The 25860-nt window shown below is 63.8% G+C and carries 22 protein-coding genes; 11 read left to right on the top strand and 11 right to left on the bottom strand.

Annotated features, from left to right (window positions below; all coding sequences use genetic code 11):
- The first annotated feature begins 350 nt into the window (after positions 1–350).
- Positions 351–1262 carry a histidine kinase gene (locus tag CLU90_RS21515; protein WP_198511247.1) on the top strand — a complete coding sequence of 304 codons (912 nt, stop codon included), beginning with the start codon at positions 351–353 and terminating at the stop codon, positions 1260–1262.
- A gap of 8 nt (positions 1263–1270) precedes the next feature.
- Positions 1271–1918, top strand: a complete 648-nt coding sequence (locus tag CLU90_RS21510) for a response regulator transcription factor (protein WP_092719032.1) — start codon at positions 1271–1273, stop codon at positions 1916–1918.
- Here the strand turns inward: CLU90_RS21510 and CLU90_RS21505 are convergent.
- On the bottom strand, positions 1915–4434 hold the full coding sequence (locus tag CLU90_RS21505; protein ID WP_100428886.1) for a TonB-dependent receptor: 2520 nt from the start codon (positions 4432–4434) through the stop codon (positions 1915–1917). The genes CLU90_RS21510 and CLU90_RS21505 overlap by 4 nt on opposite strands.
- 74 nt (positions 4435–4508) lie before the next feature.
- On the bottom strand, positions 4509–4970 hold the full coding sequence (locus CLU90_RS21500) for an Lrp/AsnC family transcriptional regulator (protein WP_100429534.1): 462 nt from the start codon (positions 4968–4970) through the stop codon (positions 4509–4511).
- Positions 4971–5069: 99 nt separating this feature from the next.
- On the opposite strand from CLU90_RS21500, the gene ilvB reads away from it, so the two are divergent.
- Positions 5070–6821 (top strand): biosynthetic-type acetolactate synthase large subunit, encoded by a 1752-nt coding sequence (gene ilvB / locus CLU90_RS21495; protein ID WP_100428885.1) that lies wholly within the window; start codon positions 5070–5072, stop codon positions 6819–6821.
- 97 nt (positions 6822–6918) lie between these two features.
- Here the strand turns inward: ilvB and CLU90_RS21490 are convergent, their stop codons facing one another.
- A complete protein-coding gene (locus CLU90_RS21490) occupies positions 6919–7878 on the bottom strand; it encodes an IS110 family transposase (protein ID WP_100427598.1) in 960 nt (319 codons plus the stop codon).
- Positions 7879–8165: 287 nt separating this feature from the next.
- Positions 8166–9023 carry a helix-turn-helix domain-containing protein gene (locus tag CLU90_RS21485; protein ID WP_232731289.1) on the bottom strand — a complete coding sequence of 286 codons (858 nt, stop codon included), beginning with the start codon at positions 9021–9023 and terminating at the stop codon, positions 8166–8168.
- A 135-nt stretch (positions 9024–9158) separates the two neighbouring features.
- On the opposite strand from CLU90_RS21485, the gene CLU90_RS21480 reads away from it, so the two are divergent.
- Genes CLU90_RS21480 through bamE form a run of 5 tightly spaced genes read left to right on the top strand, consistent with a single transcriptional unit; the run spans position 9159 to position 12589 of the window.
- Positions 9159–10598: a cytochrome P450 gene (locus CLU90_RS21480; protein ID WP_232731288.1), complete on the top strand. Its 1440-nt coding sequence runs from the start codon at positions 9159–9161 to the stop codon at positions 10596–10598.
- 35 nt (positions 10599–10633) lie between these two features.
- Positions 10634–11095 (top strand): GNAT family N-acetyltransferase, encoded by a 462-nt coding sequence (locus CLU90_RS21475; RefSeq protein WP_100428882.1) that lies wholly within the window; start codon positions 10634–10636, stop codon positions 11093–11095.
- Positions 11092–11451, top strand: coding sequence for a nucleotide pyrophosphohydrolase (locus CLU90_RS21470; RefSeq protein ID WP_092718918.1), 360 nt, complete (start codon positions 11092–11094; stop codon positions 11449–11451). The genes CLU90_RS21475 and CLU90_RS21470 overlap by 4 nt, the downstream gene beginning before the upstream one ends.
- A 47-nt stretch (positions 11452–11498) precedes the next feature.
- The gene (locus CLU90_RS21465) at positions 11499–12284 is read left to right on the top strand and encodes a hypothetical protein (protein WP_100428881.1); all 786 of its coding nucleotides are present in this window, start codon (positions 11499–11501) and stop codon (positions 12282–12284) included.
- Entirely contained in the window at positions 12281–12589 is a 309-nt protein-coding gene (gene bamE / locus CLU90_RS21460) for an outer membrane protein assembly factor BamE domain-containing protein (protein ID WP_100428880.1), read from the top strand. The genes CLU90_RS21465 and bamE overlap by 4 nt, the downstream gene beginning before the upstream one ends.
- Positions 12590–12681: 92 nt before the next feature.
- Here the strand turns inward: bamE and CLU90_RS21455 are convergent, their stop codons facing one another.
- A complete protein-coding gene (locus tag CLU90_RS21455) occupies positions 12682–14337 on the bottom strand; it encodes a methyl-accepting chemotaxis protein (RefSeq protein WP_100428879.1) in 1656 nt (551 codons plus the stop codon).
- A gap of 189 nt (positions 14338–14526) precedes the next feature.
- Between CLU90_RS21455 and CLU90_RS29415 the strand changes: the two genes are divergently transcribed.
- The gene (locus CLU90_RS29415) at positions 14527–14688 is read left to right on the top strand and encodes a hypothetical protein (RefSeq protein WP_157808876.1); all 162 of its coding nucleotides are present in this window, start codon (positions 14527–14529) and stop codon (positions 14686–14688) included.
- A gap of 86 nt (positions 14689–14774) precedes the next feature.
- Here CLU90_RS29415 and CLU90_RS21450 read toward each other — a convergent pair whose 3' ends face one another.
- Positions 14775–16937: a DEAD/DEAH box helicase gene (locus CLU90_RS21450; RefSeq protein ID WP_100429533.1), complete on the bottom strand. Its 2163-nt coding sequence runs from the start codon at positions 16935–16937 to the stop codon at positions 14775–14777.
- Between the two features lie 200 nt (positions 16938–17137).
- Positions 17138–18019 (bottom strand): alpha/beta fold hydrolase, encoded by an 882-nt coding sequence (locus tag CLU90_RS21445; protein WP_100428878.1) that lies wholly within the window; start codon positions 18017–18019, stop codon positions 17138–17140.
- A 134-nt stretch (positions 18020–18153) separates the two neighbouring features.
- Here CLU90_RS21445 and CLU90_RS21440 point away from each other — a divergent pair, with 134 nt between their 5' ends.
- Complete coding sequence (locus CLU90_RS21440; protein ID WP_100428877.1) at positions 18154–19779, top strand: M28 family peptidase; 1626 nt, start codon at positions 18154–18156, stop codon at positions 19777–19779.
- Between the two features lie 291 nt (positions 19780–20070).
- Here the strand turns inward: CLU90_RS21440 and CLU90_RS21435 are convergent, their stop codons facing one another.
- The 3 genes from CLU90_RS21435 to CLU90_RS21425 form a co-directional block, all read right to left on the bottom strand.
- Positions 20071–20487 carry an SRPBCC family protein gene (locus tag CLU90_RS21435; protein WP_092718904.1) on the bottom strand — a complete coding sequence of 139 codons (417 nt, stop codon included), beginning with the start codon at positions 20485–20487 and terminating at the stop codon, positions 20071–20073.
- 152 nt (positions 20488–20639) lie between these two features.
- Positions 20640–21338, bottom strand: coding sequence for a dienelactone hydrolase family protein (locus tag CLU90_RS21430; RefSeq protein WP_092718900.1), 699 nt, complete (start codon positions 21336–21338; stop codon positions 20640–20642).
- Between the two features lie 88 nt (positions 21339–21426).
- Complete coding sequence (locus CLU90_RS21425; protein WP_100428876.1) at positions 21427–24333, bottom strand: polymer-forming cytoskeletal protein; 2907 nt, start codon at positions 24331–24333, stop codon at positions 21427–21429.
- Between the two features lie 151 nt (positions 24334–24484).
- On the opposite strand from CLU90_RS21425, the gene CLU90_RS21420 reads away from it, so the two are divergent.
- Positions 24485–25489, top strand: coding sequence for a GlxA family transcriptional regulator (locus CLU90_RS21420; RefSeq protein WP_092718893.1), 1005 nt, complete (start codon positions 24485–24487; stop codon positions 25487–25489).
- A 12-nt stretch (positions 25490–25501) separates the two neighbouring features.
- Here the strand turns inward: CLU90_RS21420 and CLU90_RS21415 are convergent, their stop codons facing one another.
- Positions 25502–25735, bottom strand: a complete 234-nt coding sequence (locus CLU90_RS21415) for a hypothetical protein (RefSeq protein ID WP_046682190.1) — start codon at positions 25733–25735, stop codon at positions 25502–25504.
- Between the last annotated feature and the right edge of the window lie 125 nt (positions 25736–25860).

Below are 25860 nucleotides of genomic sequence, written 5' to 3'. Positions count from 1 at the left end.
ACAAATATAGCAAATCGCATAAAACAAATATCATATTTTTAATATCATTTATTTATTTTTAATCTAACTCTGCGAAACTTTGTTTTGTTTTATCTATGAAAGCTTGAGCAATCTCAACGTTACATAGGAACAACAATGCCTCGCACCGCAGACGTGTGCGCCAGCGCGCCGGCGCGACTTCAGATAAGCTCGAAAACCGCGCCTGCCGTGCCGTCATCCCCGTCACATCGCGGTACACCTGTTCCATCCTGGAACACTTGTCTTTCCCGACACGCGCCAGCCACGGCCCCTGCGCCGATGGCATGAAGCTTGCACAACAAGAGGATCGACTGTGCTCGGGGAGCCGCATAATGGAACACCATCAACTGGCCGGCAACGGCCGCTCAGGCACGCGGCCGGCACGGCGCATCCTCGTGTGCTGCGCGCTGGCGCTGGCTTTTTTCCTGCTGGCCGCCAGGCTGGACCTGGCCGAACGGGTTAGTTACGCGCTCGGGCGCCACGAACACTGGCAACTCGACGAACTGGCCCTGAGCCTGCTGCTGCTGGCGCTGGCGCTGGCCGGCTTTGCCATACGGCGCGGACGCCAGGTGGCATTGCTGCTGGCGCAAAACCGCGCCCTCACGCAGCGCCTGCTGCGCGCGCAGGAAGAGGAGCGTTGCGCCTTGGCGCGCGAGCTGCACGATGAAGTGGGACAAGACTGCACGGCCATCCGCGCCGCCGCCAGCTACATCCTGCGCGCGCGCGACGGCGATCAGGCGAACGTGCAGGCGTGCGCGGCCAGCATCGCCCGCTCGTCGGAAGCGCTGCATGCGATGGTGCGCACCATGCTGCGCCGGCTGCGCCCGCCCGTGCTCGACAGCCTGGGCCTGGAGGCTGCCCTGCAGGCGCTGTGCGGCAGCTGGGCCCAGCAGCACGGCATCGCCTGCCATTTCGCGCCGCATGCCATTCCCGCCGACCTCGACGACGGCACGGCCACCGCCATCTACCGCCTGGTGCAGGAAGGCTTGACGAACGTGGCGCGCCACGCGGGCGCCGACCGGGCCACGGTGGAATTGCGCGCCGATGCGCACGGCTTGCTGCACCTGGCCATCGAAGACAATGGCCAGGGTTTGCATCCGGACAAAACGCCGGCGGATGGCTTCGGCATGCTGGGCATGCGCGAAAGAGTGGCCGGCTTGCGCGGCCATATCCGCTGGATCAGCGCGCTGGGCAACGGCTTGCGCATCGAAGTGGCGATGCCGCTGGCGGCCGGTGCGGCATGAACGCGGCCATGACCCCGATCCGCGTGATGCTGGTGGACGACCACCCGGTGGTGCGCACCGGTTACCGGCGATTGCTGGAACAAGGCGGCGACATCGCCGTCGTGGCCGAGGCGGGCAATGGCGAGACGGCGTATGGTTTGTACCAGGAACACGCGCCCGACGTCTGCGTGACGGATTTGTCCATGCCCGGCATCGGCGGCCTGGAATTGCTGCGCAAGCTGCTCGCCCGCGATGCCGGCGCCCGGGTGCTCGTCTTCAGCATGCACGACACGCCGCAGCTGATCGCGCGCGCGTTTGACGGCGGCGCTTGCGGCTTCGTCAGCAAGCAGGCCGATCCGGAACACCTGGTCGACGCCGTGCGCGCCGCGCACATTGGCCGGCGCTACCTGGACCCGCACAGCGCGCCCGGTGTGCTGCAAGGCACGGCCCGCATGGAGGCGGAACGCTTGAGCAGTTTGAGCCAGCGCGAATTCGAAATCTTCCGCCTGCTGGCCGAAGGCCGCAGCGCCGCCGACTGCGCCCGCCTGCTACACGTGAGCAGCAAGACGGTGGCCAACCACCAGACCTGCATCAAGGAAAAGCTTGACGTGCCCGGCCCCGCCGCCTTGGTCCATCTTGCATTACGCAACGGGGTCATCGAACACGTCCACCCTTAAAACACGTAGCGCAAGCCCACATTCACGCTGCGCGGCGCGCCCGCCGCATGGAAGGTCGCGTTGACCATCGGATAGTCGCCGTTCACGGCCGGCAGCGGCCGGGGGCTAAAATTGCCGTTGGCGTCGAAACCCGTCGCGCCCAGCTGGGCCGCCGTCGCATAGCGTCGGTCGAACAGGTTGTTGACCTGGGCGAACACGCTCAGCTGCGGTGTCAGCTGGTATTTGCCGTTCAGTTCCACCACGGCGTAGCCGCCGCTCTTGCCCGCGCCCAGGTACGACGGCCCGCCCGCCTGGTGCGCATTGTTTTCATTGCCGCGCGCATAGGCACTCGACACGGCCGTCATGGCCAGGCCCACCGTCCAGTCGCGTCCGCCCTGAACCTCCACGTGCGCCTTCAGGATATGGCTGGGCGTGAGGGGAATGCGCTTGCCCGGGGTGATGACGATATTCCCTTCCAGGCCGGGCACCTCGGCGTCGCTGCTGCTGTTGGCGCTGCCGTTGACGGTTTCCCGGCTTTGATACGTCGCCTGCAGCCACGTGTAGTTGACGCCGAAGTCCAGCGCGCCCGCCTTGCCGTCCAGCGCCAGCTCCACGCCCTGGTGACGCGTCTTGCCGAAATTCTTGAAGTAGCCGAAACCGGCCTGGTTGTCGGCCACGAACAGGATATCGTCATGATTTTCCGCGCGGAACACGCCCGCGCTCCAGCGCGCCAGCTCGCCCCATTGGCCCCGCACGCCCGCTTCCCACGTCTTCGTCACCACCTGTTTCAAGGGCGGGTCGCCGGCCATGGCGTTGGGCAGGCGGCACGGGTTTTCCGGGTCGGCGCAACCAAGCTCGATGGCCGTCGGCGTGCGGCTGCCTTCGTTGTAGCCGAGATAGGCGCTGGCACCGCCAGCCGGTGCGTAGGCCAGGCCGATGGCGGGATTGAAGCGGCTGAAACGGTGGTCGCCATCGAGCGAGCCGCTGCCGCCTCCGGGCGTGATGGCGTCGCGGTTGCGCACCGTGCTGCGATTGTAGCGGCCGGAGACGGTCAATGTCAGGTCTTGATTGAACGCGATGCTGTCGCTCGCATACACGCTCCACGTGCGCATGCGCCCGCTCAAGTCGACCCGATTGTCGACGGGCGTACCGTCATCGTCGATTTCCGTCCCATCGGCAAAGAAGTCGACGGGCGTGATGCCGCGGTCCGGGTTCAGGTAGCCGAACTGGCTCGTCTGGCGGAAGGTGGCGTGGCTCGTATCATAGGCGGCGCCAGCCGTGACGGCATGGCGCATGCTGGCCACGTCGGCCAGCGCGGTGAACTGGCCGGAAAAACCATAGTTTTCCTGCCGCGTATGGCTGCGGTTGATCATGCCATTGCATTTTTCGGCCGGCTCGTCATTCAGCAGCACGTTGGCTATGCAGCGCCATTTCGGGAAAGGCGTATTGGACGCATTCGCCCCGCTGGCGGGAAAACCCGTGTAGCCGGCCGCCGTCAGAGCCGCGCGCTCGGCCGCGCCGGGCTGGTAGACGGACTGGTCCAACGACTCGTCGTTGAGGTCGCCATTGTAGGTATGCGTATCGATCTTGCGGTAGTAGACATTGCCGGACAAGAGCAAGGCGGCGCCGGCCTGGTGCTTGCCCGTCAGGTTCAGCAGGGTCGACCTGTTTTCCGTCAAGTCCGGCTTGGTGTAGACGCTGCGGTAGTCGCGCGCCAGCATGCGCTGTTCCTGCAAGCCGTTGCCCGTCAGCGCATTGTCCGCGTGCGCCACGGTGACGGCGATATCGGTGCGCGCATCGCTCCAGCCCAGCTTGCCAAACAGCTGGCGCACGTCGGACGGCGAATCGTCGCGCCAGCCGTTTTCCTTGAAGCGGTTGCCCGTCACGTACCAATGCCAGCCCTGCGCATTGCTGCCGCCATGCTCGACCTCAACGGCACGCCGCTTGTTTGCGCCCAGGCGCGCCTCGATGGCGGTGCCTGGGCTGGTCTTGCCATCCTTGGTTTGCAGGGCCAGCGCGCCACCCAGGGTGTTCAGACCGAACAGGGGATTCGAGCCCGGCATCAAGGTCAGCGAAGCGATCGCCATGCGCGGTATCAAGTCCCAGCTGACGACGTCGCCAAACGGCTGATTCAGCCGCATGCCGTCCAGGTACACGGACAAGCCCTGCGGCGTGCCCAGCAGCGGCGAGGCCGTGTAGCCGCGGTAGCTGACGTCGGGCTGAAAGGGGTTGTTCTGCACTTCGTTCACGTAGACGCTGCCCAGGTTGCGGCGCAGGAAGGCGGAAATATCGAGCGCGCCGCTGGCGGCGATCTGCTGCGCGCTGGCCATCTGCACGGGTGCGGCCAGGGCATCGCGCGGCGGCTCCACGGTGGGCAGCGGCATGCTGCCCGTGATGATAACGGTAGGCAAGTCGCCCGAGGCGGCCAGGTTCGCGGCCAGGCTGGCGGCAGCAGGCTCGGCGGCCTGCGCCTGGCACAGCGCCATGGCGGCGGCGGCCAATAAAGTCAGTTTCACGGTGGTCCCCGGTTTTATCATGGTTTTTATGTCTGCCCAGTATCAGGCAAGCACCATTGATGGACTAGGGAAAAACTCCCGCCGTGCAGGGTAACTTAGCGCTGCAGCGGCAAGTAACTCTGCTTCAATTGACGCAGCACGAAGCTCGATTTGCTGTGGCGGATGCCGGGGATTTTGTATAAACGCTCGCGCAGCAACCGTTCATAGTCGCGCGTATCGCTGACGGCGATGCGCAAATAGTAATCGTAGTCGCCCGACACGAGGAATGCTTCCAGCACTTCCGGGATCATGGCCAGCGCGTGGCCGAATTCGAACAGGGCCTGGTCGGAATGGTCGTCCAGGATCACTTGCACGATGACGGTGTCGGCCAGCCCCACCTTGGCCGCGTTGACGTTCACCGTATAGCCCTCGATGACGCCATCGTCTTCCATGCGCTTGATGCGCGCCCAGCATGGCGACGAGGTCAGGCCCACCTTGGCGCTCAGCTCGTGCAGGCTGATGCGGGCGTCCTGCTGCAGGGCAGTCAGGATGGCGAGGTCGAATTTGTCGAGCTTCATTTTGCAATCTTCCATATTTGCAGCAAATTTTGCTGATAAAGGCATTTTATACGAGAAAACCAGCAGCCTTTTCTGCCGCATCAGGCAGAAAATAAGGCCATGAAACCCGATCCCGCTCCCCTCCTCGCCCCCGCCCACGATCTTGCGCCGCGCAACGGCGCCAGCACCCTGATCGACACCCTGCTGGCCCTGGGCGTCGACACCGTCTTCGGCTATCCCGGCGGCGCCGTGCTGCCCCTGTACGATGCGCTGCACGCGCAACCGCGCTTGCGCCACGTGCTGGTGCGCCACGAACAGGCGGCCGTGCACGCGGCCGAAGGCTATGCGCGCAGCACGGGCCGGCCCGGCGTCGTCTTCGTCACGTCCGGCCCCGGCATGAGCAACACCACCACGGGCTTGCTCGACGCCCTGTGCGATTCGGTGCCCGTCATCTGCATCAGCGGCCAGATGGCCACCACCAGCATCGGCACGAACGCCTTCCAAGAATGCGACGCGCTGGGCATTTCGCGCCCCGTCACCAAGTGGAACCGGCAAATCCGCGCGGCCGAGGAAACGGCCGCCGTCGTGCACGAAGCATTTATCCAGGCCACGCAAGGCCGGCCCGGCCCCGTGCTGATCGATTTTCCCAAGGATATGCAGCTGGCCCCTGTCGCGGGCAACACGCCGCTGCCGTCCGCCGCCGCAGTGGCCGTCCCCCTGCCCGACAGCACTGACCTGGAACGGGCCGCCAGCCTGATCGCCAACGCGCGCCAGCCCGTGTTCTATGGCGGCGGAGGCCTCATCAATTCCGGCCTCGATGCCTGCGCCGCTTTCCAGCAGCTGGTGAAGCTGGCCGCCGCGCCGTGCACCCTGACCCTGCTGGGACTGGGCGCCTTTCCCGCCTCGCACCCGGCCTTCCTCGGCATGCTGGGCATGCACGGCACCCTGGAAGCGAACCTGGCCATGCACCATGCGGACCTGATCGTCTGCGTGGGCGCCCGCTTCGACGACCGGGTGACTGGCAGGCTGGACGCCTTCTGTCCCGGCGCGAAAATCATCCACGTCGATATCGACCCGGCGTCGATCGGCAAGGTGGTGCGCGCCGACGTGGCCCTGCGCGGCGATTGCGCGCCCGTGCTCACCGCCCTGCTGGCGCAGCTGCGCGGGCGCTTGCTGGCGGACCGCCAGCCGTGGTGGCAGCGCATCGATGGCTGGCGCGCGCAGGACTCGCTGGCGTTCGACGACACGCTTGACGTGATCGCGCCGCAGGCGCTGATGCGACGGCTGCAGGCGGCCCTGGATGGACAGGACGCCATCGTGTCCACCGACGTGGGCCAGCACCAGATGTGGGCGGCGCAGCACTTGCGCTTCGAGCAGCCGCGCCGCTGGCTCACCTCGGGCGGCGCCGGCACCATGGGCTATGGCTTGCCGGCCGCCATCGGCGCGCAGATCGCCCATCCGGGCAAGTGCGTCGTGTGCGTCAGCGGCGACGCCTCGATTTTGATGAATATCCAGGAACTGGCCACGGCCGTGCAGCACCGCCTGCCCGTCAAGGTCGTGCTGTCGAACAATGGCTACATGGGCATGGTGCGCCAGTGGCAGGAACTCATCCATGGCGGGCGCTACAGCCACAGCTACACGGAAGCGCTGCCCGACTTCGTCGCCCTGGCCCGCGCCTTCGGCTGGCAGGCGCACACGGTGAGCCGGCGCGACGAGCTCGACGCGGCGCTGGCGGCCTGCCTGGCATCAAGCGGCCCCTACTTCCTCGACGTGCGCGTGCACGGCGAGGAAAACTGCTTCCCCATGATGGCGCCCGGCGCGGGGCACCATGAAGTGACCCTGTCAAAGGGCAAGGTGTACAGCGAGCGGTAATCCGGCATCACCGGGCCACGCCAACCATGTTGTCGGATTACGCCCATATTCGGCAGACATCACCACTCGCCACCACGGGTAGATACTGTTATCCCCGTCAAGCGGCGTGCAAGGTCGGATCAAATATTTTTCCCGACCTGAGCACGCCGAATGCCACGTGCACCAGCTTGCGCATCATGGCGCCGATGATCAGTTTCTTTGCCTTGCCAGCAGCACGCAGGCGCTGACCAAAGCGCTTGCCCCAGGCTGTCCGGTACACGGTCACCATGGCGGGCATGTACAGCGCTTTGCGCAGGAAGCTATGGCCGACCTTCGACATGCGTGGCTTGCCACGTACGCTGGAACCAGACTCGTGCTGGCGCGGGTCGAGTCCCGCAAACGCCACGGCTTGCTTGGCGCTGTCGAAGCGCTCGGGATTGGCATAGTAGGACAGCAGCACCGGAATTGTCCGCTCTCCGAGGCCAGGAATGGTGTCGAGCAGCTCACGCTTGCCGCGCAAATCCGGGTCGTCATCGATATGCCGTCTGATGGCTCGGATCAGTTCCTTGATCTGGCCATCGAGCCAGGTGATGTGATCGACGATGCCCTGGCGTACCGCTGCACGCGCCACATCGAGCCGATTGCTTTCCTGCTGGCGCATGGCTTGCAAGGCTTCCATGCGCAGCACCATGGCGCGCAGTGCCTGTTCGGCCGGCGACGGCGCCAGCCATGGCTCGGGCTGGCGTTCATGGGCGAAGTCGGCGATCAGCTGCGCGTCGACTTTGTCCGTTTTCGTGCGCACCAGGCGCGAAGCGCCGAAGGCCTTGATCTGCGCCGGATTGATGACACTGACCAGCATGCCCCGTCCCGCCAGATATTCGGCCACCCTTTCCCAGTAGGTGCCGGTCGCTTCCATACACACACGCGGGCTGCCGGCCTCATGCTTGAGTAGCCATGCGTGCAGCTCGGTGTATCCTTTGTCATTGTTGTCTACTACCTTGTTACGATGCTTGCCATTGGGCAGGCGCAGCGCGCAGTCGAGCTTTGCCTTGGCAACGTCGATTCCCAGATTAAACATGCTGTGCTCCTCTTGCGATCTACCTTGTGAATGCGGGCTAACCGGCATGCCGGTGCCAAAGATACTGTCCGATCTTGACATTGAGGATGGGTAACTGGTGCGAGATCTACGAAACTGGCTCGAAGCCTAAGGGCGGATACGGCATCCAGTTACCCGGTCTTGATATGCCTACCAAGATTTTGACAGCGGTCGATACCGTTCGCAATATCACGAACGGCATGAAGGGAATAATACAAGGTCGGATTAGCGGCGGTACGCCGCGTAATCCGACATCACCACCGGCCGGATTACGCCCATATCCTATAGATCCAGTAACTTTCATCTTCGCGGCTGGCGCGTGCCAGTTCGGTGGGACTCAGGCCCGTGATGGCGCGCACTTCGCGGCACAGGTGGGCCTGGTCGGCGTAGCCGCCCTCGGCGGCGATATCGCTCCATGCAGCGTTGCCTTGCAGCATGGACTCTCGCGCGTCGAGAAACGACTGTTCCGCGCGGCGCATGCGGCGCAAGGTGCGCATGGGCTGGCCGGCCCAGGCCTTGATGCGGCGCTCGATATTGCGCGCGCCGCTGGCCAGGCCCGTCGATGCCGCCTGCACGCCCAGGCGGCGTACCCAGTCCTGGATGGCGCCGGCAGGATGGTCGCCGTTCTTGCGCGCCAGCTGCCAGCGCGGCGCGAGAAAATCTTCCACCAGCGCGATGCGCGCCGCGTCATCGGGCGCGGCCAGCACGGCGTCCGACAAGGCCAGCCAGTCGGCATCGAACAGCGCATCGAGCGGGCGAAACTGGTCCAGCAAGGCATCCATCGATACGCCCGTCAACGCATGCAGGGCGGCCGGATAAAACATCACGATGAACGAATGTACGGGGCCGGGGTTGTAGCTGACCAGCGGGTACGAACGGGGACCGCCGAACAGCGCGGGCGGCATGCGCACGTCCGGCAGCGACAGTCCCGGCGCGGCCGCTTCCACGTCGCCGGCGACGGTCCAGATGATGCTGCACATGGGCGCGGCGGGAAAGCGGTTCAGGCGCTGGGCCGGCGGCAACGGTGCGCAGCCCGTGGTGTCGCGCACGAGAAAGGCGCGCACGCAGGACGCCAGCACGGTGCGCGGCGCGATCAGGAGGCTCAAGGGCGTAGGAGCGGCAGGCATGGCGACGATTGTACCGGCAATTTCTGGCCGCACGCGATGTCGTATTCATTCAATACAAGCGGGCCGCGATCGCGTAGAGTCTGGCCATTATTGCAAGCAATCCGCGTACTTTCACCGTATCGACAGGAGATGTTCATGCCGCCACTCGACCATGCCGCCGCGCCCGCCACCACCGCGCCGCTGCGCCAGATCCGCCGCTTGCCGGGGCCATTCGCCCTGCCCATCGTCGGCAACAGCCTGCAAATCAAGCTCGCGCGCATCCACCGCGACGTGGAACAGTGGGTGCGGCGCTACGGCCCCTACATGCGCGCCTGGTTCGGCCGCACCCTGGTGCTGGTGGTGGCCGACAGCGAGGCCGTCGGTGCCGTGCTGCGCGACCGGCCCGACGGTTTTCGCCGGCCCCTGAGCAGTTTCCTCGTCTCCGAGGAAATGGGCGGCATCCCCGGCCTGTTCCTGGCCGAGGGCACGGAATGGCGCAACCAGCGCCGCATGGTCATGGCCGGCATGGCGCCCGGCGCCATCAAGGCGTATTTTCCGGCCCTGGTGACGGTGGCGCAGCGCCTGCAACGGCGCTGGCATCTGGCCGCCACGCAAGGCCAGGCCATCGACCTGGACGGCGACCTGAAACGCTACACGGTCGACATCATCGCCGGCCTGGCCTTCGGCACGGAAGTCAACACGCTCGAATCGGGCGAAGACGTGATCCAGCGCCACATGGACGACATCCTGCCCGCCGTGGCGCGGCGCAGCCTGTCGATGTTTCCGTACTGGCGCTACGTCAAGCTGCCCGTCGACCGGCGCCTGGACCGCGACGTGGCGGCCCTGTCCGCCGCCGTGGCCGACCTGGTGCAGCAGGCGCGCACGCGCATGGCGCGCGACCCGGCGCGCCGCGAGCGTCCGCCCAACCTGCTCGAAGCGATGATCGCCGCCGCCGACCTGGAAGGCAGCGGCGTGACGGACCGCAACGTGGCCGGCAACGTGCTGACCATGCTGCTGGCGGGCGAAGACACGACGGCCAACACAGTATCCTGGATGATCTATCTGTTGCAATGCAATCCGCACACGCTGGCGCGGGCGCGCGAGGAAGTGCGGCGCCTGGCGCCCGACGTGGCCGGTTTCACCATCGAACAGATGGATAGCCTCGACTACCTGGGCGCCTGCGCCAGCGAAGCCATGCGCTTGAAACCGGTGGCGCCCTTCCTGCCCGTCGAAGCGCTGCGCGATACGGTCATCGCCGACATCGCCGTGCCGGCCGGCACCCTCGTGTGGTGCGTGATGCGCAACGATACGGTGTCCGATGCGCACTTTCCCGACGCGCAGGCCTTCCAGCCCGAGCGCTGGCTGGCAGGCGGCGAAACGAACAACAAGCGCGCCTCGATGCCCTTCGGCGCCGGCCTGCGCACATGCCCGGGCCGCTACCTGGCCTTGCTGGAAATCAAGATCGCCATGGCCATGCTGCTGGGCAGCTTCGACATCGCCGGCGTCGACACGCCCGATGGCGGCGAGGCGCAGGAACTGATGGGCTTTGTGATGTCGCCCATCGGCCTGACGATGCGCCTGGCGCGGCCGCAGTGATACCATGGGGAATATCTCATCCACTTGATTTCCCCATGACCATCCGCCTGGAATCGCCACAGCAAGCCGACGTGCAAACCCTGATCGCCGAGCTTGATGCCTATCAACAGACGCTGTATCCGGCCGAATGCGCGTATGCGCTGGACCTGGCCTCCGTGCCGTCCGATACCTTGCTGTTCGCCGTCGCCCGCGATGCGGCCGGCGCGGCGCGCGCTTGCGGCGCCATCGTCGTCACGCCCGATTTCGGCGAGGTCAAGCGCATGTACGTGCACCCGGACAGCCGCGGCCTGGGGCTGGCCAAGCGCCTGCTGGCCCTGCTGGAAGAACAGGCGCTGGCGCGCGGCTGCCGCTTGCTGACGTTAGAAACAGGCATCCACCAGCCCGAGGCCATCGCCCTGTACGCGCGCCACGGTTATCAGCGGCGCGGACCCTACGGCGACTATCCGGACGATCCGTTCAGTGTCTTCATGGAAAAATCGCTGCAGGTGGCAGCATGAACGCGCCAGCCGACAGCCTGCTCGACATCCGCGCGCGCCTGCGCGCCTTTGCCGCCGAGCGCGACTGGGACCAGTTTCACACGCCGAAAAACCTGGCCATGGCCCTGTCCGTGGAAGTGGCGGAACTGGTCGAGCACTACCAGTGGCTGCCCACGGGTGCGGATGCCGAACTGGACGAAGCGAAGCGCGCGGGTATCCGCCACGAGCTGGCCGACGTGCTGATGTATCTGGTGCGCCTGGCCGACAAGAGCGGCGTCGACCTGCACGCGGCCGTGCTGGAAAAGATGGAACTGAACGCGCAGAAATACCCGGCGCAGCAGGTGCGTGGCGACGCGCGCAAATCCACGCAATACTGACAACCACGCGTGCGTGGCGCATCGCGGAATCGGCGTAGCATGGCCGCATGGCTACCCTTTTCCTCCTGCTTGCATTGCTGCTTCCCGGAACTTTTGCGCTCGCGCAAACCGCGCCCGTGCCGCAAGTCAAGGTGGACGCCACGCGCGACCCCGTCGATAAATCGTACCGCAAGATGCTGCAGGGCGTGGACCGCTTCGAGCGCGACCGTGCGCTGGCGCCGCAAGCGAGCCTGCGCTTCCGCCTGCTGCCGCGCCAGCCCGGCGTGGACATGAGGGGCGTGCAGCTGCGCATCGCCGGCGACACCGTCAGCATCCCGTTACCATTGGCCGAGGACAACAGCTTTGCCCCCGTGCGCAATGCGCAAGCCGCGCGCGAAGACGCCGTGCTGATCGCCAACCGCAAGGCGACGACCATGAGCTGGCGCGCGCAGGTCATCACGCCCGGCTTGCCGCCCGGCACGCGGCGCCTGGGCGACTTGCGCCTGGAATGCCGCGCCGGCATGGATTCGGGCCTGATCTCGAACGACCCGCAAATCATCGCCTGGCTGTCCAGCATGCTCTACAGCACGGATAAAGCATGCTCCGAGCCGGACGGCAATTATCTGTTTTTCACGGAGCGTCCCCTGTTCGGCGTGACTCTCGTGCATGGCGAGCGCCGCCTGGCGTTGCCGTTCAGGATGCTGTACGCGGGCGGCGAGCAGACGCCCGCCTCGCTGCCCTATTGCGATTGCCAGGTCTTGCTCGACCGCACGTATTACGCGCCCCTGTGGGATAGCAGCTGGCCCGACGACACCCTGCTGGAATTTAACTATATGGACGAGGTGGCGCCATGAAGTGGCTCGCTGTCTTCGCGCTGGCGCTGCTGGCCGCCTGCTCCGGCACGCGCGCCTTGCAGGCAAGCAAAGACGTGCCTTACGCTACCCTCGAGCAGACGGTGCAAGCAGGCAGCAGCACGCGCGAACAGGTGCGCGCGGCGCTGGGAGAGAGCACGTCCATCCGCTTCGACAGCGGCAATGAAGTGTGGATGTACACCTACCCGGCCGCCTCGGGCGCGCAGGGAGAATACGTGATGTTGTTTGGCAGGGATGGGGTAGTGAAGAAGGTGCGCAGCGGAGAGGTGTATCGGGTGAAGCAGTAAAAGTACCCCAAAAGCAAACTGGGGGGAATGCTCCCAATGGGAAGCATTCCGGTCACGCAGTGACGGACCCCGGCCTTTCGCCGTTGGGGTAATTAGCGTGCCTTCAGCAAGGCCCTTGCCGCCACGCCCGCCCCCACGCTGCGTCCCACGCCAGCCGTTTTGCGCTTGGGCGAGGCCTTCAGTTTGAAGATGCCGATCGACTGGGCCACGCTGTCGGTGCGCTGCGCCAGGCTGGTGGCGGCCGCCGCAGCCTGCTCCACCAGCGCCGCATTCTGCTGCGTGATGCCATCCATGTGGATGACGGCCTGGTTGACTTGCCCGATGCCCTGGTTCTGTTCGCGCGTGGTCGAGGAAATCTCGTCCATCACTTCCGTCACGCGGGCTACCGAGGCGATCACTTCCGTCATGGTGGCGCCCGCATTGCTGGTCAGCACGCTGCCCGCATTCACGGTGGCGATCGAATGGTCGATCAGGTTTTTCACTTCTTTTGCCGCTGTTGCCGAGCGCTGCGCCAGGCTGCGCACTTCGCCGGCCACGACGGCGAAACCGCGGCCGTGCTCGCCCGCGCGCGCCGCTTCCACGGCCGCGTTCAAGGCGAGGATATTCGTCTGGAAGGCGATGCCATCGATGAGGCCGATGATATCGAGAATCTTGCGCGACGAGGTGCTGATCTCATCCATCGTGGTGACCACTTCGCTGACGATGGTGCCGCCCTTGGCCGCGACGGTCGACGCCTGCGCCGCCAGCTTGTTGGCCGTGTCCACATGGTCGGCGCTGTTTTGCACCGTCGACGTCAGCTCTTCCATGCTGGCCGCCGTCTGTTCGAGGCTGGACGCCTGCGATTCCGTGCGGCTGGACAAGTCCATATTGCCCGTGGCGATCTCGGCCGTGGTGATGCGGATATCCTCGAAGTTGGCGCGCACGTCGCCGATGATGCTGTGCAAATTGATATTCGTCTGGCGCAAGGCCGCCATCAATTGGCCCATGTCGTCGTCGCGCACCTTGTCGATGACGCCCGTCAAGTCGCCACCGGCCATCTTGCGCGCCACCGTGATGGCGTCGCCCAGCGGCGCGACGAGGGAATTGTGCAGGTGGGCCCAGAAATACAGCATCAGCGCCACGGCCGCGGCGGCAGCGCCGCTGAGCCAAGTGCGCGTGGCCGTGCTCGTGTCGCCATCAATATTCCACACGGCGCAGCCGAGGATGGCCAGCACCACGCCAAAGACGATGCAATGCAGGGCCAGGTCTTGCGACAGGCTCAGCTTGCGCCACTCGGCCAGCTTGGCGGCCCAGCCCTGGCGCACGATGCGGCCATTGCGGATCGCCAGTCTGGCGGAATTGCCGTCCTTGAAACTTTTATACAGGGCTGCCGCTTCGTTGATCTGCTCGCGCGTGGGCTTGGTGCGCACGGACATATAGCCGATCGGGCGGCCGTTTTCGATGACGGGCGTGATATTGGCGAAGACCCAGTAGAAATCGCCATTCTTGCAGCGGTTCTTGACCATGCCGGTCCATGGCATGCCCGTCTTGATGGTGTCCCACAGGTCGGCAAACGCTTCGGCCGGCATATCGGGATGACGCAGGATATTCTGTGGCGCACCCAGCAATTCCATTTCCGAAAAGCCGCTGACTTCAATGAAATACTGATTGGCGTAATTGATGTTTCCCTGTAAATCCGTCGTGGAAACAATCGTCATGCCTTCATTTAATACGTATTCATTTTGCGTGATTGGCGTATTGACCCGCATCGTCGCTCCTCTATTTTTTTCAACTAGCATAACAAAAACATAAAAACAATATACCACATCAAGCACCCATGACATATCGCCCAGGTGACAGTGACACTGGTCAAACAATTTGATAAAAGTTAATTCATTTATGTTTTATAATTTACTTTGATTCAACTTGATTGATTTTATTGAAATGCAAAATTCAAATTGAACACAGATACAATAATTAATAAAAAATTATTTGTTGGCGCGACAGCTAATAAATACGGCGCATGCGCCGATAAAAAGGCGCAAGGAAACTGGCGCAATGGCCGGAGCATGGCGACGCCTGCCGCCAACCATAACGCGGCAACAATATTCATTTCTTGAGGGAAAATAAAAACTGGCGCGAACGCGCCAGTGGAAGATATGTCTCCAATCCGCGACACAGGCGCCGGAGCGCCCGTGGGGATGGCTTACTTGTAAGTCTTACGGGGAGGAGACTTCGGACGCGGCGGTGCCGGCTTGCGCTCCGTCGTGCCGTCATCGAGGCTGATGCGCAGCTTCTGGCCCGAGACCACGACCGATTTCAGGTGGTCGAGGATTTCCGGCGGCATGCCTTCCGGCAGGTCCAGCACGCTGAAGTTGTCGAAGATATCGATACGGCCGATATGCTTGGCTTCCAGGTTCGCTTCGTTGGCGATGGCGCCGACGATGTTGCTTGGCGTCACGGCGTGTTCGCGGCCCACTTCGATGCGGTAGGCCGTCACGCCAGGGCGTGGACGTTCCTTCTTCGGCGCGCGCGGCGCGGGGGCTGCGTCGCCCGCATCCGCTGGCGTATCCTTGAACGCTGGCGCGGACTTGGCGGCGAACGGCTTGCGCGGCGCGGCAGGCGGCGCCAGGTCCGGCGCGTCGCCGTCGCGGCTGATGCGCAGCTGCTGGCCCGCGACCCACACGGTTTTCAGCTGGTCCAGCAATTCTTTCGGCATGCTGTCCGGCAAGTCCAGGACGCTGTAGTCGTCATAGATTTCGATGCGGCCGATGTTTTTCGAATCGATGCCCGCTTCGTTGGCGATGGCGCCCACGATATTGCCCGGTTTCACGCCATGCTGATGACCGACTTCAATGCGGAAGGTCTGCATGCCGGCGTCGGCAGGACGCTGGATGCGTTCTTTTTTCGGGAAGGCCGGACGTTCGCTGCGCTCGTTGCGATCGAAACGGTCATTGCGCTCGAAGCGGTCATTGCGCTCAGGGCGGTCAAAACGGTCCTGGCGCGCAGGACGGTCGTCTTGCCACGTGGCTTGTTCGCGCGCCTTGTTCTTGTCCAGCAGCAGAGGTACATTGCCACGCGCCATCTTCGCCAGGGCGGCGGCGATTTCGATGGCGGGAATGTTTTGCTCGCGTTCGAAATCTTCGATCAGCGACTGGAACTGCTCCAGTTCGCCCAGGGCCAGGGTTTCGCTGATCTGTTCCTTGAACTTGGCGATACGCACGTCGTTGACGGCCTGGATCGTTGGCAGTTCCAGCATGCCGATCGGTTGGCGGGTCGAGCGTTCGATGGCTTTCAACAAGTTCTTTTCACGCGGGGTGATGAACAGAATCGCTTCGCCGCTGCGGCCGGCGCGGCCCGTGCGGCCGATGCGGTGGGTATAGCTTTCCGGATCGTGCGGCACGTCGTAGTTGACGACGTGGCTGATGCGCTCGACGTCCAGGCCGCGGGCGGCCACGTCGGTTGCCACGAGGATGTCGATCTTGCCGTCTTTCAACTGCTGGATCGTGCGCTCGCGCTGGGCTTGCTGGATGTCGCCATTGATGGCGGCAGCCGAGAAACCGCGGGCTTGCAGCTTGCCGGCCAGCTCTTCCGTGCCCAGCTTGGTGCGGGCGAAGATGATCATGCCGTCAAACGCTTCCGCTTCCAGGATGCGGGTCAGCGCGTCGAGCTTGTGCATGCCCGACACCAGCCAGTAGCGCTGGCGGATGTTGTCGGCCGTGCCCGTCTTGGCGGCGACCGTCACTTCGGCCGGGTTCACCAGGTAGGTCGTGGCGATGCGCTTGATGACGGAAGGCATGGTGGCCGAGAACAACGCCGTTTGATGGCCTTCCGGGGTTTCTTTCAAGATACGTTCGACGTCGTCGATAAAGCCCATGCGCAGCATTTCATCGGCTTCGTCGAGCACCAGGGTTTTCAGCTTGGACAGGTCGAGCGAACCCTTGTCCAGGTGATCGATGACGCGGCCTGGGGTGCCGACGATGACGTGCACGCCGCGGCGCAGGGCCGACAGCTGCGGGCCGTAGCTTTGGCCGCCGTAGATCGGCAGCACGTGGAAGCCGGGAATGTGCGCGGCGTACACCTGGAATGCTTCGGCGACCTGGATGGCCAGTTCGCGCGTCGGTGCCAGGACCAGGGCTTGGGGTGAGCTTTGTTTCAGATCGATGCGCGACAGGATAGGCAAGGCGAAGGCGGCGGTCTTACCCGTACCTGTTTGCGCCTGGCCCAACACGTCGCGGTTCGCGAGCAATAATGGAATCGTGGCCGCCTGGATAGGCGACGGTGTTTCGTAACCGACATCCTTGAGCGCGCGAATCAGCGGCTCGCTCAGGTTAAGGTCGGAAAATAAGGAAATTGGTGTATCAGACATGAAATCACTCACAAGTTCGCTCGAATCGCCCAATGCGAAAGAGTGTATCCGCTAGTTTACTCTTTACTGGACCTTACCGGGTGGAACGGGGCGGCAGAACGCCATTTTTTGCAGTCTAAAACGCAGAAAAATCGGCGATCCGCACGCAATTGGTGCAAAAACCAAGCAATATTATATGTTTTGCAATAGATTCGATTACTTTACAGATGCGCCTCGATATTGCTTGCCGCATCGACTGAGTGGCGCAAAAATTCCAGCAAGTCCTCGTTCAGCCTGTCCTTGTGCGTCGTCGCCAGGCCGTGCGGCGCGCCCGCATACACGAGCAGCTTGCTGCCGATGATGAGCTCGGCCGTGCGCCGCGCCGAGGCGGCAATCGGCACGATCTGGTCGTCGTCGCCATGGATCACCAGGGTCGGCACGTCGAATTTGGCCAGGTCGGCCGTAAAATCTGTCTCGGAAAATTGCTTGATGCACAGGTAGGAAGCCGGCATGCCCGCCTGCATGCCCTGCCGCCAGAAACCGTCGCGCACGCCCTGCGACGGCTGCGCACCGGGCCGGTTGTAGCCATAGAAGGCCACGCTCAAGTCCTGGAAAAACTGGCTGCGGTCGGCCTGCACGCCGGCGCGGATGGCGTCAAACGTAGATAGCGGCAAGCCCAGCGGGTTTTCCGTGGTTTGCAGCATCAGCGGCGGCACGGCGCCCACGAGCACCGCGCCAGCCAGACGCCCGGTGCCATGGCTGCCGATATAGCGCGCCACTTCGCCGCCGCCCGTCGAGTGGCCGACGAGGGTGGCGCCCGTCAAGTCCAGCGCGTCGATCAGGGCGGCCAGGTCGTCGGCATAGGTATCCATGTCGTTGCCGTCGAACGGCTGGCTCGAGCGGCCATGGCCGCGCCGGTCGTGCGCGATGACGCGGTAGCCGCGCGAGGCCAGGTAAAACATCTGGTCTTCCCACGCGTCGGCCGACAGCGGCCAGCCGTGGCTGAAGACGACGGGCGGGCCGCTGCCCCAGTCCTTGTAGTAGATCAATGTGCCGTCGGCCGTAAGCAGGGTATTGCTCGATTGCAAGTTAGGGCTGGTCATGGAACGCTCCTTGTCGGTGAACGAGCAGCCATTGTGGCCGCAATGGCGCACGCACGCCGCGCGCTACGCTGGCGCATTGCGGTAGAGTAAGATTGCCGCTGCTTTGCTTTCCCGTATTCACTTTTGGAGTTGTCATGCGCTTTCCCTTCGTCCTCGCCGCCAGCCTGTTCAGCACGGCCGCCCTCGCCCAACCGCTCGTAGCCGAAGCGCCCCTGCGCGCCCACCTGTCCTTCCTGGCCGATGATTTGCTCGAAGGACGCGGCACGGGCCAGCGCGGCGGCGACCTGGCCGTGCGCTACCTGGAAACGCAAGCGGCCGTGGCCGGCCTGCAACCGTTGAAGGATGGCAGCTACCGCCAGGCGCTGACCATCGTCGGCAGCAAGGCCTTGCCATCAAGCAAAGTCACCTTCAGCGCGGGCGGCAAGACCTTGTCTCCCGCCTTCGGCAAGGACATCGTCTTTGGCGCGGCGAATGGCCAGCAGGCAGTGGCGTTCGACGCGCCCGTCGTGTTCGCCGGCTACGGCATCCGCGCGCCAGAAGAAAACTGGGACGATTTCAAGGGCGTCGACCTGAAGGGCAAGCTCGTCATCATGATGGTCAACGACCCGCAGCCGACCAGCGCCGAACCGCAGCGCTTCGCCGGCAAGTCGCTCACGTATTACGGCCGCTGGGTCTACAAGTACGAGGAAGCGCTGCGCCAGGGCGCGGCCGGCGTGCTGCTGATACACACGACCGCATCGGCTTCGTATCCGTGGTCGGTGCCGGCCAACGGTTTCGGCCATGAACGCTTCAACCTGGCGGGCGCGGGCAATGCGATGGAAGGCTGGCTGCAGGAAGACATGGCGCGCGCCCTGTTCCAGGCGGGCGGGCAAGACCTGGACGCCTTGCGCGCACAGGCGGAAACGCGCGCATTCCGCCCCGTGGCCCTGAACGCGACGGTCAAGGTGGCGCTCGATAGCCAGGTGCGCAGCATCGAACAATTCAACGTGGCCGGCATCGTGCCGGGCACGGACCCGAAATTGAAGGACGAGGCGGTGATCTACTCGGCGCACTGGGACCACCTGGGCAAGGATGACGAAGGCAGCGCCCAAGGTGCGAAACCGGGCCAGAGCGACCACATCTACAACGGCGCCATCGACAACGCCTCGGGCGCGGCCGCCCTGCTGGCCATGGCGCAAGTGGCCGTGAAACAGCCGGCGCGCCGCACGCAGATCTTTCTGTGGCCGGCCGGCGAGGAAACGGGCATGCTGGGCAGCACCGCCTACACGCGCGCGCCGCTGTGGCCACTGGCGAAGACGGCCGCCGACCTGAACCTCGACAGCATGAATTTCGTCGGCAAGACGCACGACATCGGCGTGGCCGGCGCCGAGCGCAGCAGCCTGTACGCGAGCGCCGCCAAGGTGGCCAAGCGCATGGGCTTGCGCCTGGCGCCGACGATCCCCGACCTGTCCGGCGCGTTTTACCGTGCCGACCATTTTGCGTTTGCCAAGGCCGGCGTGCCCGCCTTCAACGTGGGCTCGGCCGTGTTCTCGGGAGACGGCTCGTTCGACTTCGTCCAGGAGCCGAAAGCGTCGGGCGAGCGCCTGGTGGCATTCAAGAAGGATTACCACCAGGTCACCGATGAGTACAAGCCGTCGTGGGATCTGTCGGGCATGGCGCAGCAGGCACAGTTCACCCTGAACCTCGGCTATGAAATAGCGAATGACAAGCAGTTGCCGACATGGAACAAGGGCGAGGCGTTTGGAAAAGTAAAACGCTAGGCTGCATGAAAAACACCGGCCTTGGCCGGTGTTTTTACCAGCGTGCCGGCCACAATCCCGTAGGTCGGATTAGCGGCACAGCCGCGTAATCCGACACCGCAGCCTTGTCAACAATGTTGTCGGATTACGCGAGGCGAGGCCTCGCTAATCCGACCTACGCGGCGATGAAGTGGCGGATGACAGGCATTTGCCAACGTGGACATGTGCTTGAGTCCCGTAGGTCGGATTAGCGGCGCAGCCGCGTAATCCGACAACATTGTTAGCGCCGGTGGGAATGCCGGATACGCGGCTTCAGATGGCCATGATACGTTTCAGGTCGACAAACGCCGTCTCATACAGATGCTGAAACGCGCCCACCATGACCTCTTCCACGCCTTCGGCCGCGTCGAACTCGCTCGACCATTGCGCCACGCACTCGTTCGCGCCCGGCTCGCCCGTCACGCGCAGGGTGGAACGGTAGTTCTTGACGGGGATCGGGCCCGAGACGATGGTGTAGCTGTAGCTCTTGTCCGCTTCGCTGTAGCTTTGCAGGCGTTCGGCGATGACGGCGCCGTCCGTGGTTTTCAGGCGGCGCACGCGGCCGCCGTGCTCGGACAAGCTGGTCTTGATCGAGCTCGACCATTCAGCCAGCGACTGGAAGCCGCCGATAAAATCCCACACTCGTTCGGCGCTTGCCGCCAACGTTACAGAAACAATTACTTGGGCCATCTTTAATTCGGTTCCTCATCCAGGTTTGCCGGGCGCGGCGCCCGGCCGGCCGGAGTTGCCCGGCACAGCCGCTATTTTAGCGCCCATGCGGCATTGCTGCTGGGCGCGTATTGGATTCGGCATTGGCGGCCGGCCAGTCTGGCGAGGCAGTCTTACAGATTTTCTGCCAGGAAAATCAGCGAATTGCCATGTGCCTGGGCGGCGGCGCGCTGCTGGTAGCTGTCGCGATGGGTGCAGTTGAAACCGTGCTCGGCACCCGGGTAGATATGGATTTCCACATCTTGCCGGTCTTCGAAGCGCTCGGCGATCTTTTGCACGGCTTCCGGCGGGATATGGCTGTCCTGGCCGCCGAAATGCATGAGCAGCGGCACCTTGATCTGGTCGGCCAGGTCCAGCTTGTTCTGGATGCCGCCGCCGTAATACGCGATGGCCACGTCAACCAGGCCGGCCGCGGCCGCCTGGTACGACAGACGGCCGCCGAAGCAATAGCCGACGGAGGCCAGCTTGCCCGTCACTTCAGGGCGCGCACGCAGGACGGCGACGGTGGCGGCGATATCGGCGTCGGCATGCGGGTTGTCGGTGGCCTGCATCAGTTCGACGGCGCGCTTCCAGCCGTCCGCGTCATAGCCCAGTTCGATATGCGCGCCGGCGCGCCAGAACAGGTCGGGCACCAGCACCACGTAGCCATCGGCCGCGTACTGGTCGGCCACGGCGCGGATGTGCTCGTTTACGCCGAAAATTTCCTGCAACAGGATGATGGCGGGGCCCTTGCCCACGTGCGGCACGGCCAGGTAAGCCTGGAAGGTGCCGTCCGGGCCGGCGATATCGATCCACTGCGAAGTTGTGCTCATAGAAAACTCCAGTCTGAGGTTGGGGGGAATGCCACAGCCAGCCATGTTACTGGTTTTTCCGCCTTTCTGCGCCTGCCCTTGGTCCAGGCTAATAGATCTCGCGCAGGTAAATCACGGGGCCCGATCTGAGGATGCCAAAGACGGCGACGCCCACCGTGCTGCCCAGGTAGGGATGGTTGCCAACGGAAACGTCCACGCTGCCGGCCTTGCCGGCGCCGGGCGCCAGCAAGGTCAGGAGATTGATTTGCGGCAGCGCCCCTTGAGCGACGGTATAGGTCCGGTCATCAACGGCCAGCTTGCTGCAGTCCAGCGTCTTCTTGCAATTGGCCAACACCATGTCCGACTTGTTGAACGCGCTGATACTGTCGAGCAGATTCGTGGTCCATTTCTTGCCATTCCAGTACTGCACTTGCACGGCCAGTTTAAGGGGCAGCAATTCGGAGCCATAGCCGTGGGCTACCTGCCATTGCCCCGACAGCACAGTCATCCGTGCCTCGTTCTGTATCAATGGCGAGATTGAGCTGACGACGGCGCCGCCGGGATAGGTGCTGCTGGCGCGCAAGCGCACGTCGGTGGGCGCCACCTTCACGGGTACGCCTGCCTTGCCTGGAAAACGGTAGGCGACCATGGGCGAGGCAACGCCGAGGGTGAATTTCGCGGGCGCCACGCTGGTGATGGTGACTTGTGCCTTGCTGCCATCGGTGAGGCGGCTGCTGCCATCGGAGGTGCTCGGCGGAAAGGAAATCGTGCCCGTGGCCGCATCCAGGCCTTCGAGCAGCACGGGCGCCAGGACGCTCGGATTGAGCTCGTCATAATTTTGGGTCGTCGTCTCGCCAAAGGCGCGCGCCGTCACGCGCACGCCTATCGCCTGCCCCGAGTAAGCGTAGCGGCCTTTTTCCCCGTCATTGGCGCAGGTGAGCGGTGCAGCGCACGGCGTGGCGATGCCGTTGGCGGCGGCCGGCTTGTCACCGTCATCCTTTTTGATCAGTTCCGTGATGAAGTGATGCGGGATGAACCGCACCTGGCCACTCGTGCCGCTTGCCAGCGGTGGAACGACACCGTTAACGGCAGGCAGCTGCCATCCCAGGTAGTTGATCAGACTGGCCGTAAATTGAACAGATCCCACTTCCTTCCAGCTCATGCCCGTAGCGCTCAGGACACCCCCGTTGAAGTCCAGGCTGCCATCGGCCGACGGCTCGGCGTGGCCGGCAAACGTGGGTTCGACGACAGTACGTCCCAGCAGCACGGTTGGCGGCGTCGATTCCCGGCCAAAGTTGGGTGCGACTGCATTCAAAAAGTTCCGTGCAGATACGTTAACCGCCGTTGCCGACGGCACGCCCGTCACGGCCAGGCCCGCACGCTGTGGCGTGGCGATCGCACTGAAAACAAAATTGTATGGGGCGACCACCACGGTGCCGCTGCCTTGCATCTTCAAGCCCTTGTCATCGCCGCTGGCCGATTCATATTTCGCCGTCAACGTCAGCTTGCCCACGTCGGCATAAGACATGGTTGCCGTGGCAACGCCAGCGTTATCGAATGCCAGGTTGACGGACTGGCCCGTCGCACTGCACGCGCTGCCGGTGCTCGCGGCCAATGGAACGAAGGTCCCCGTCCCTTTGACCAGGACCGGCAAGGTGCCGGTGGAGGGATTGCTGTAGCTGCAACTGAGGGTCAGATCCTTGCTGGCATTCGCAAACAGAGGCACGCAGGCTTGCTCGTTCGGTTTGTCTTGCAAGGCGCTGATTTTGAATGCTGTGGCCACGGCGGAATTGTGATTGACGGGAGTAACCGTCAAGCCTGTCGCCGCAAAGCTCATGTCGCAGCTGCGGCTGTTGTCCGACGCGCGCTTGCATACGAGCGGGTCCGTGGCGACGGGCACGCTCGTCAGGCCCAGGGCGGCCGTACCGACAGTGTACTGGCGCACGCTGGCCGTCGCCACGCCGCTACTGCCGATCTGCGTCGTCGCGCCGCCAGGACTGACAGTGACACTCGCGCCGCCTGTGTACCTGGCGCTGCAGGCGGCATCCGCGCATGCCGTCACCGTTACCGTCTGCGGTGCGCACGTCAGGGCATTGCCCGAATGATCGATCTGGAAATGATGAGGCCCGGTCGGGGTGGCGGGGCCGCATTTCGGGCCCATCGGTTCATTGAAGGCCCAGCCGCTGTTGTTGGTCACGCAGCTGCACGGGTTCGATGGCGTATAGGCTTTGCAGGTGATGGTTTGCTGCACCCGGCCCTGCCAGCCCAGAGTGATGTGGTCGACCTTGGCGTTGCCCGTGATATAGGCGTTGGACGAGTCGAGGGTCACCTCGCCGGCGTCCACGTTGCCCTTGATGCCATTGCCGGAGGCGATCGACAGGGAATTGCTTGCCTCCACGTCGCCCGTGACGAGCAGGCCGGACGCCTTCAAGTCGATCGTCGGCGACTTCAGGTTGCCCGTCACCTGGCTGCCGGAACCGATGGTCAGCGAAGTGGTCGCCGTGATATCGCCCTGGATGCGGGTATTGGCGGCAAGGATATTGACGATGGTGCCGCTGATCGGCCCGTTGATGAGCGAACCCGAGGCGATTTCCACCGGCCCCTTGGCGCTGATCCTGCCCGTCACCGTGACGTTGTTCGAGCCCATCTTGATGGTCGTGGCGAAGATATTCGCCGTGATCGTCTGTTCCTGCGCGCCCATGAGGAAAGTGCCGCCCTCGGCGCTCAAACTTCCGCCCGTCACCTTCAGGTTCGACGGATTGATGTCCTTGATATCGAGATTGCCCTTGACCGTCAGCGCGGCATTGCCGCTCATCGTCAAGCCCTGGTTATAGCTCATCGCCAGGGAACTGTTGACCGTCACGCCATATGCGCCGCCAATGACGATGACGTCCGTAGAACCCAGCGCCAGCGAGACGCATGTGTATTGCAAGCCGTCCTGGCCCAGGCTACAGCCGCTGACGGCGCCGCCGTTGAAATTGAGCGTGGCCGCCTGGGCAAAAGTTGAGCATAGCAACAGTGTCAGGGAGGCAAAAAAGGGAAGTAAGCGCACGATATCCAGGAATTCGATGAATGGGAAGACAGCGGGCGCGTGGCTTATTCCATGCTAATCTATGTCCTCGCTGTTATTGCATTATGGCAGTATTTTTCACCCTCGCGCATATCGCATGATCAAGCACAGCCCCAAAGAATTCCCCTTGCGCACCGTCGACATCATCGTCTATCCCGGCTTCAAGGCGCTCGAAGCCATCGGCGCCATGAAGGTGTTTGACTACGCCAACACCCATTTGCGCCTGCGCAACTTGCCCGGCGGCTACGACGTGCGCATCGCCTCGACGGCCATCGGCCCGGTCGAGTCCGACACGCTGATGTCGCTGCACGCGAGCAAGGCGCTCGATGCCAGCCGCCTGCCGGACCTGGCCGTCATCGTCGGCTGCCACCATGTCGAGCAAGTCTTGCAGGACATTCCCGCCCTCGCCGCCTGGGTGGCTGAGGCGGCGCCGCGCATCGACACGCTGGCGGCCCTGTGCACGGGCTGCTTCTTCCTGGCCGAAGCCGGCGTACTCGACGGCAAGAGCGCCGCCACGCACTGGAGTGCCGTGGACAGCCTGCGCCAGCGGTACCCCTTGATACAGGTCAATGCCGATGCGATTTTCGTGCGGGAAGGGAAATTCTGGACATCCGCCGGCGTGACGGCCGGCATCGACCTGGCGCTGGCCCTGGTGGAAGACGATTTCAGCCGCGATATCGCGCTGGAAGTGGCGCGCGACCTGGTCGTGTATTTGAAGCGGCCCGGCGGCCAGTCGCAGTTTTCCGTGCACCTGTCGAGCCAGATGACGACGCATCCGACCATCCGCCAGTTGCAGGGCTGGATCATGGAGCATCTTGCCGAAGAACTCACCGTGCCGCTGCTGGCGGCCAGGCTGGCCATGAGCGAGCGCAATTTTACGCGCGTGTTCCAGCGCGAAACGGGGACCAGCCCCACGGAATTCATCGACACGGCCCGCTTCGAAGTGGCGCGCCGTTTACTGGAGGACAATGTGTCTTCCTTAAAACAGGTGGCCGTACAGGCGGGCTTGCATAGCGAGGACAGGCTGCGCCGCCTGTTTCAAAAGAAGCTCGCCATCACGCCGCGCGATTATCGCGAGCGCTTTTCCAGCACGGCGCGCTAGGCGCAGGGAAGCTCAGCGCGACTTGTTGGTGCGCACGTGGCGCGTGGCCAGCTGCTGGCGGTGCCAGGCCAGCGGCGTAAACATCAGCGCGCACAGCAGATAGGTGGCCAGCAGCGCCAGCCAGATGGCGGGCGTGGCAAGGATGGCGGCATTGCTCCACCACAAGGCGAGCAGGGAAGACAGGGCCGCGCCAAGGAAGACGGGCAGCATGCGGCGCAAGGTCGCGAGATAGGCAGTGGCAAACATGAACGGCTCCCAAAGCAAGGCAGTGATGTCTACACCCTAGCAGGGGCAGGCGGCGAAGTACAGCCTGCCGCCCTGCCCCGTCCGTCATGTGTTGCGCAATGAGTACAGTCCGATAGGATTAATAC

It is taken from the genome of Janthinobacterium sp. 67, assembly GCF_002797895.1.
Lineage (GTDB): Bacteria > Pseudomonadota > Gammaproteobacteria > Burkholderiales > Burkholderiaceae_D > Janthinobacterium.
Note: the sequence above shows the minus strand (reverse complement) of the source record. Positions and strands in the feature narration are given on the sequence as shown.

What these genes read in the sequence shown, in the direction of transcription:
- CLU90_RS21515 (WP_198511247.1), top strand. Translation starts at nt 351, where the DNA reads ATGGAACACCATCAACTGGCCGGCAACGGCCGCTCAGGCACGCGGCCG.
- CLU90_RS21510 (WP_092719032.1), top strand. Translation starts at nt 1,271, where the DNA reads ATGACCCCGATCCGCGTGATGCTGGTGGACGACCACCCGGTGGTGCGC.
- CLU90_RS21505 (WP_100428886.1), bottom strand. Translation starts at nt 4,434, where the DNA reads ATGATAAAACCGGGGACCACCGTGAAACTGACTTTATTGGCCGCCGCC.
- CLU90_RS21500 (WP_100429534.1), bottom strand. Translation starts at nt 4,970, where the DNA reads ATGAAGCTCGACAAATTCGACCTCGCCATCCTGACTGCCCTGCAGCAG.
- ilvB (WP_100428885.1), top strand. Translation starts at nt 5,070, where the DNA reads ATGAAACCCGATCCCGCTCCCCTCCTCGCCCCCGCCCACGATCTTGCG.
- CLU90_RS21490 (WP_100427598.1), bottom strand. Translation starts at nt 7,878, where the DNA reads ATGTTTAATCTGGGAATCGACGTTGCCAAGGCAAAGCTCGACTGCGCG.
- CLU90_RS21485 (WP_232731289.1), bottom strand. Translation starts at nt 9,023, where the DNA reads ATGCCTGCCGCTCCTACGCCCTTGAGCCTCCTGATCGCGCCGCGCACC.
- CLU90_RS21480 (WP_232731288.1), top strand. Translation starts at nt 9,159, where the DNA reads ATGCCGCCACTCGACCATGCCGCCGCGCCCGCCACCACCGCGCCGCTG.
- CLU90_RS21475 (WP_100428882.1), top strand. Translation starts at nt 10,634, where the DNA reads ATGACCATCCGCCTGGAATCGCCACAGCAAGCCGACGTGCAAACCCTG.
- CLU90_RS21470 (WP_092718918.1), top strand. Translation starts at nt 11,092, where the DNA reads ATGAACGCGCCAGCCGACAGCCTGCTCGACATCCGCGCGCGCCTGCGC.
- CLU90_RS21465 (WP_100428881.1), top strand. Translation starts at nt 11,499, where the DNA reads ATGGCTACCCTTTTCCTCCTGCTTGCATTGCTGCTTCCCGGAACTTTT.
- bamE (WP_100428880.1), top strand. Translation starts at nt 12,281, where the DNA reads ATGAAGTGGCTCGCTGTCTTCGCGCTGGCGCTGCTGGCCGCCTGCTCC.
- CLU90_RS21455 (WP_100428879.1), bottom strand. Translation starts at nt 14,337, where the DNA reads ATGCGGGTCAATACGCCAATCACGCAAAATGAATACGTATTAAATGAA.
- CLU90_RS21450 (WP_100429533.1), bottom strand. Translation starts at nt 16,937, where the DNA reads ATGTCTGATACACCAATTTCCTTATTTTCCGACCTTAACCTGAGCGAG.
- CLU90_RS21445 (WP_100428878.1), bottom strand. Translation starts at nt 18,019, where the DNA reads ATGACCAGCCCTAACTTGCAATCGAGCAATACCCTGCTTACGGCCGAC.
- CLU90_RS21440 (WP_100428877.1), top strand. Translation starts at nt 18,154, where the DNA reads ATGCGCTTTCCCTTCGTCCTCGCCGCCAGCCTGTTCAGCACGGCCGCC.
- CLU90_RS21435 (WP_092718904.1), bottom strand. Translation starts at nt 20,487, where the DNA reads ATGGCCCAAGTAATTGTTTCTGTAACGTTGGCGGCAAGCGCCGAACGA.
- CLU90_RS21430 (WP_092718900.1), bottom strand. Translation starts at nt 21,338, where the DNA reads ATGAGCACAACTTCGCAGTGGATCGATATCGCCGGCCCGGACGGCACC.
- CLU90_RS21420 (WP_092718893.1), top strand. Translation starts at nt 24,485, where the DNA reads ATGATCAAGCACAGCCCCAAAGAATTCCCCTTGCGCACCGTCGACATC.
- CLU90_RS21415 (WP_046682190.1), bottom strand. Translation starts at nt 25,735, where the DNA reads ATGTTTGCCACTGCCTATCTCGCGACCTTGCGCCGCATGCTGCCCGTC.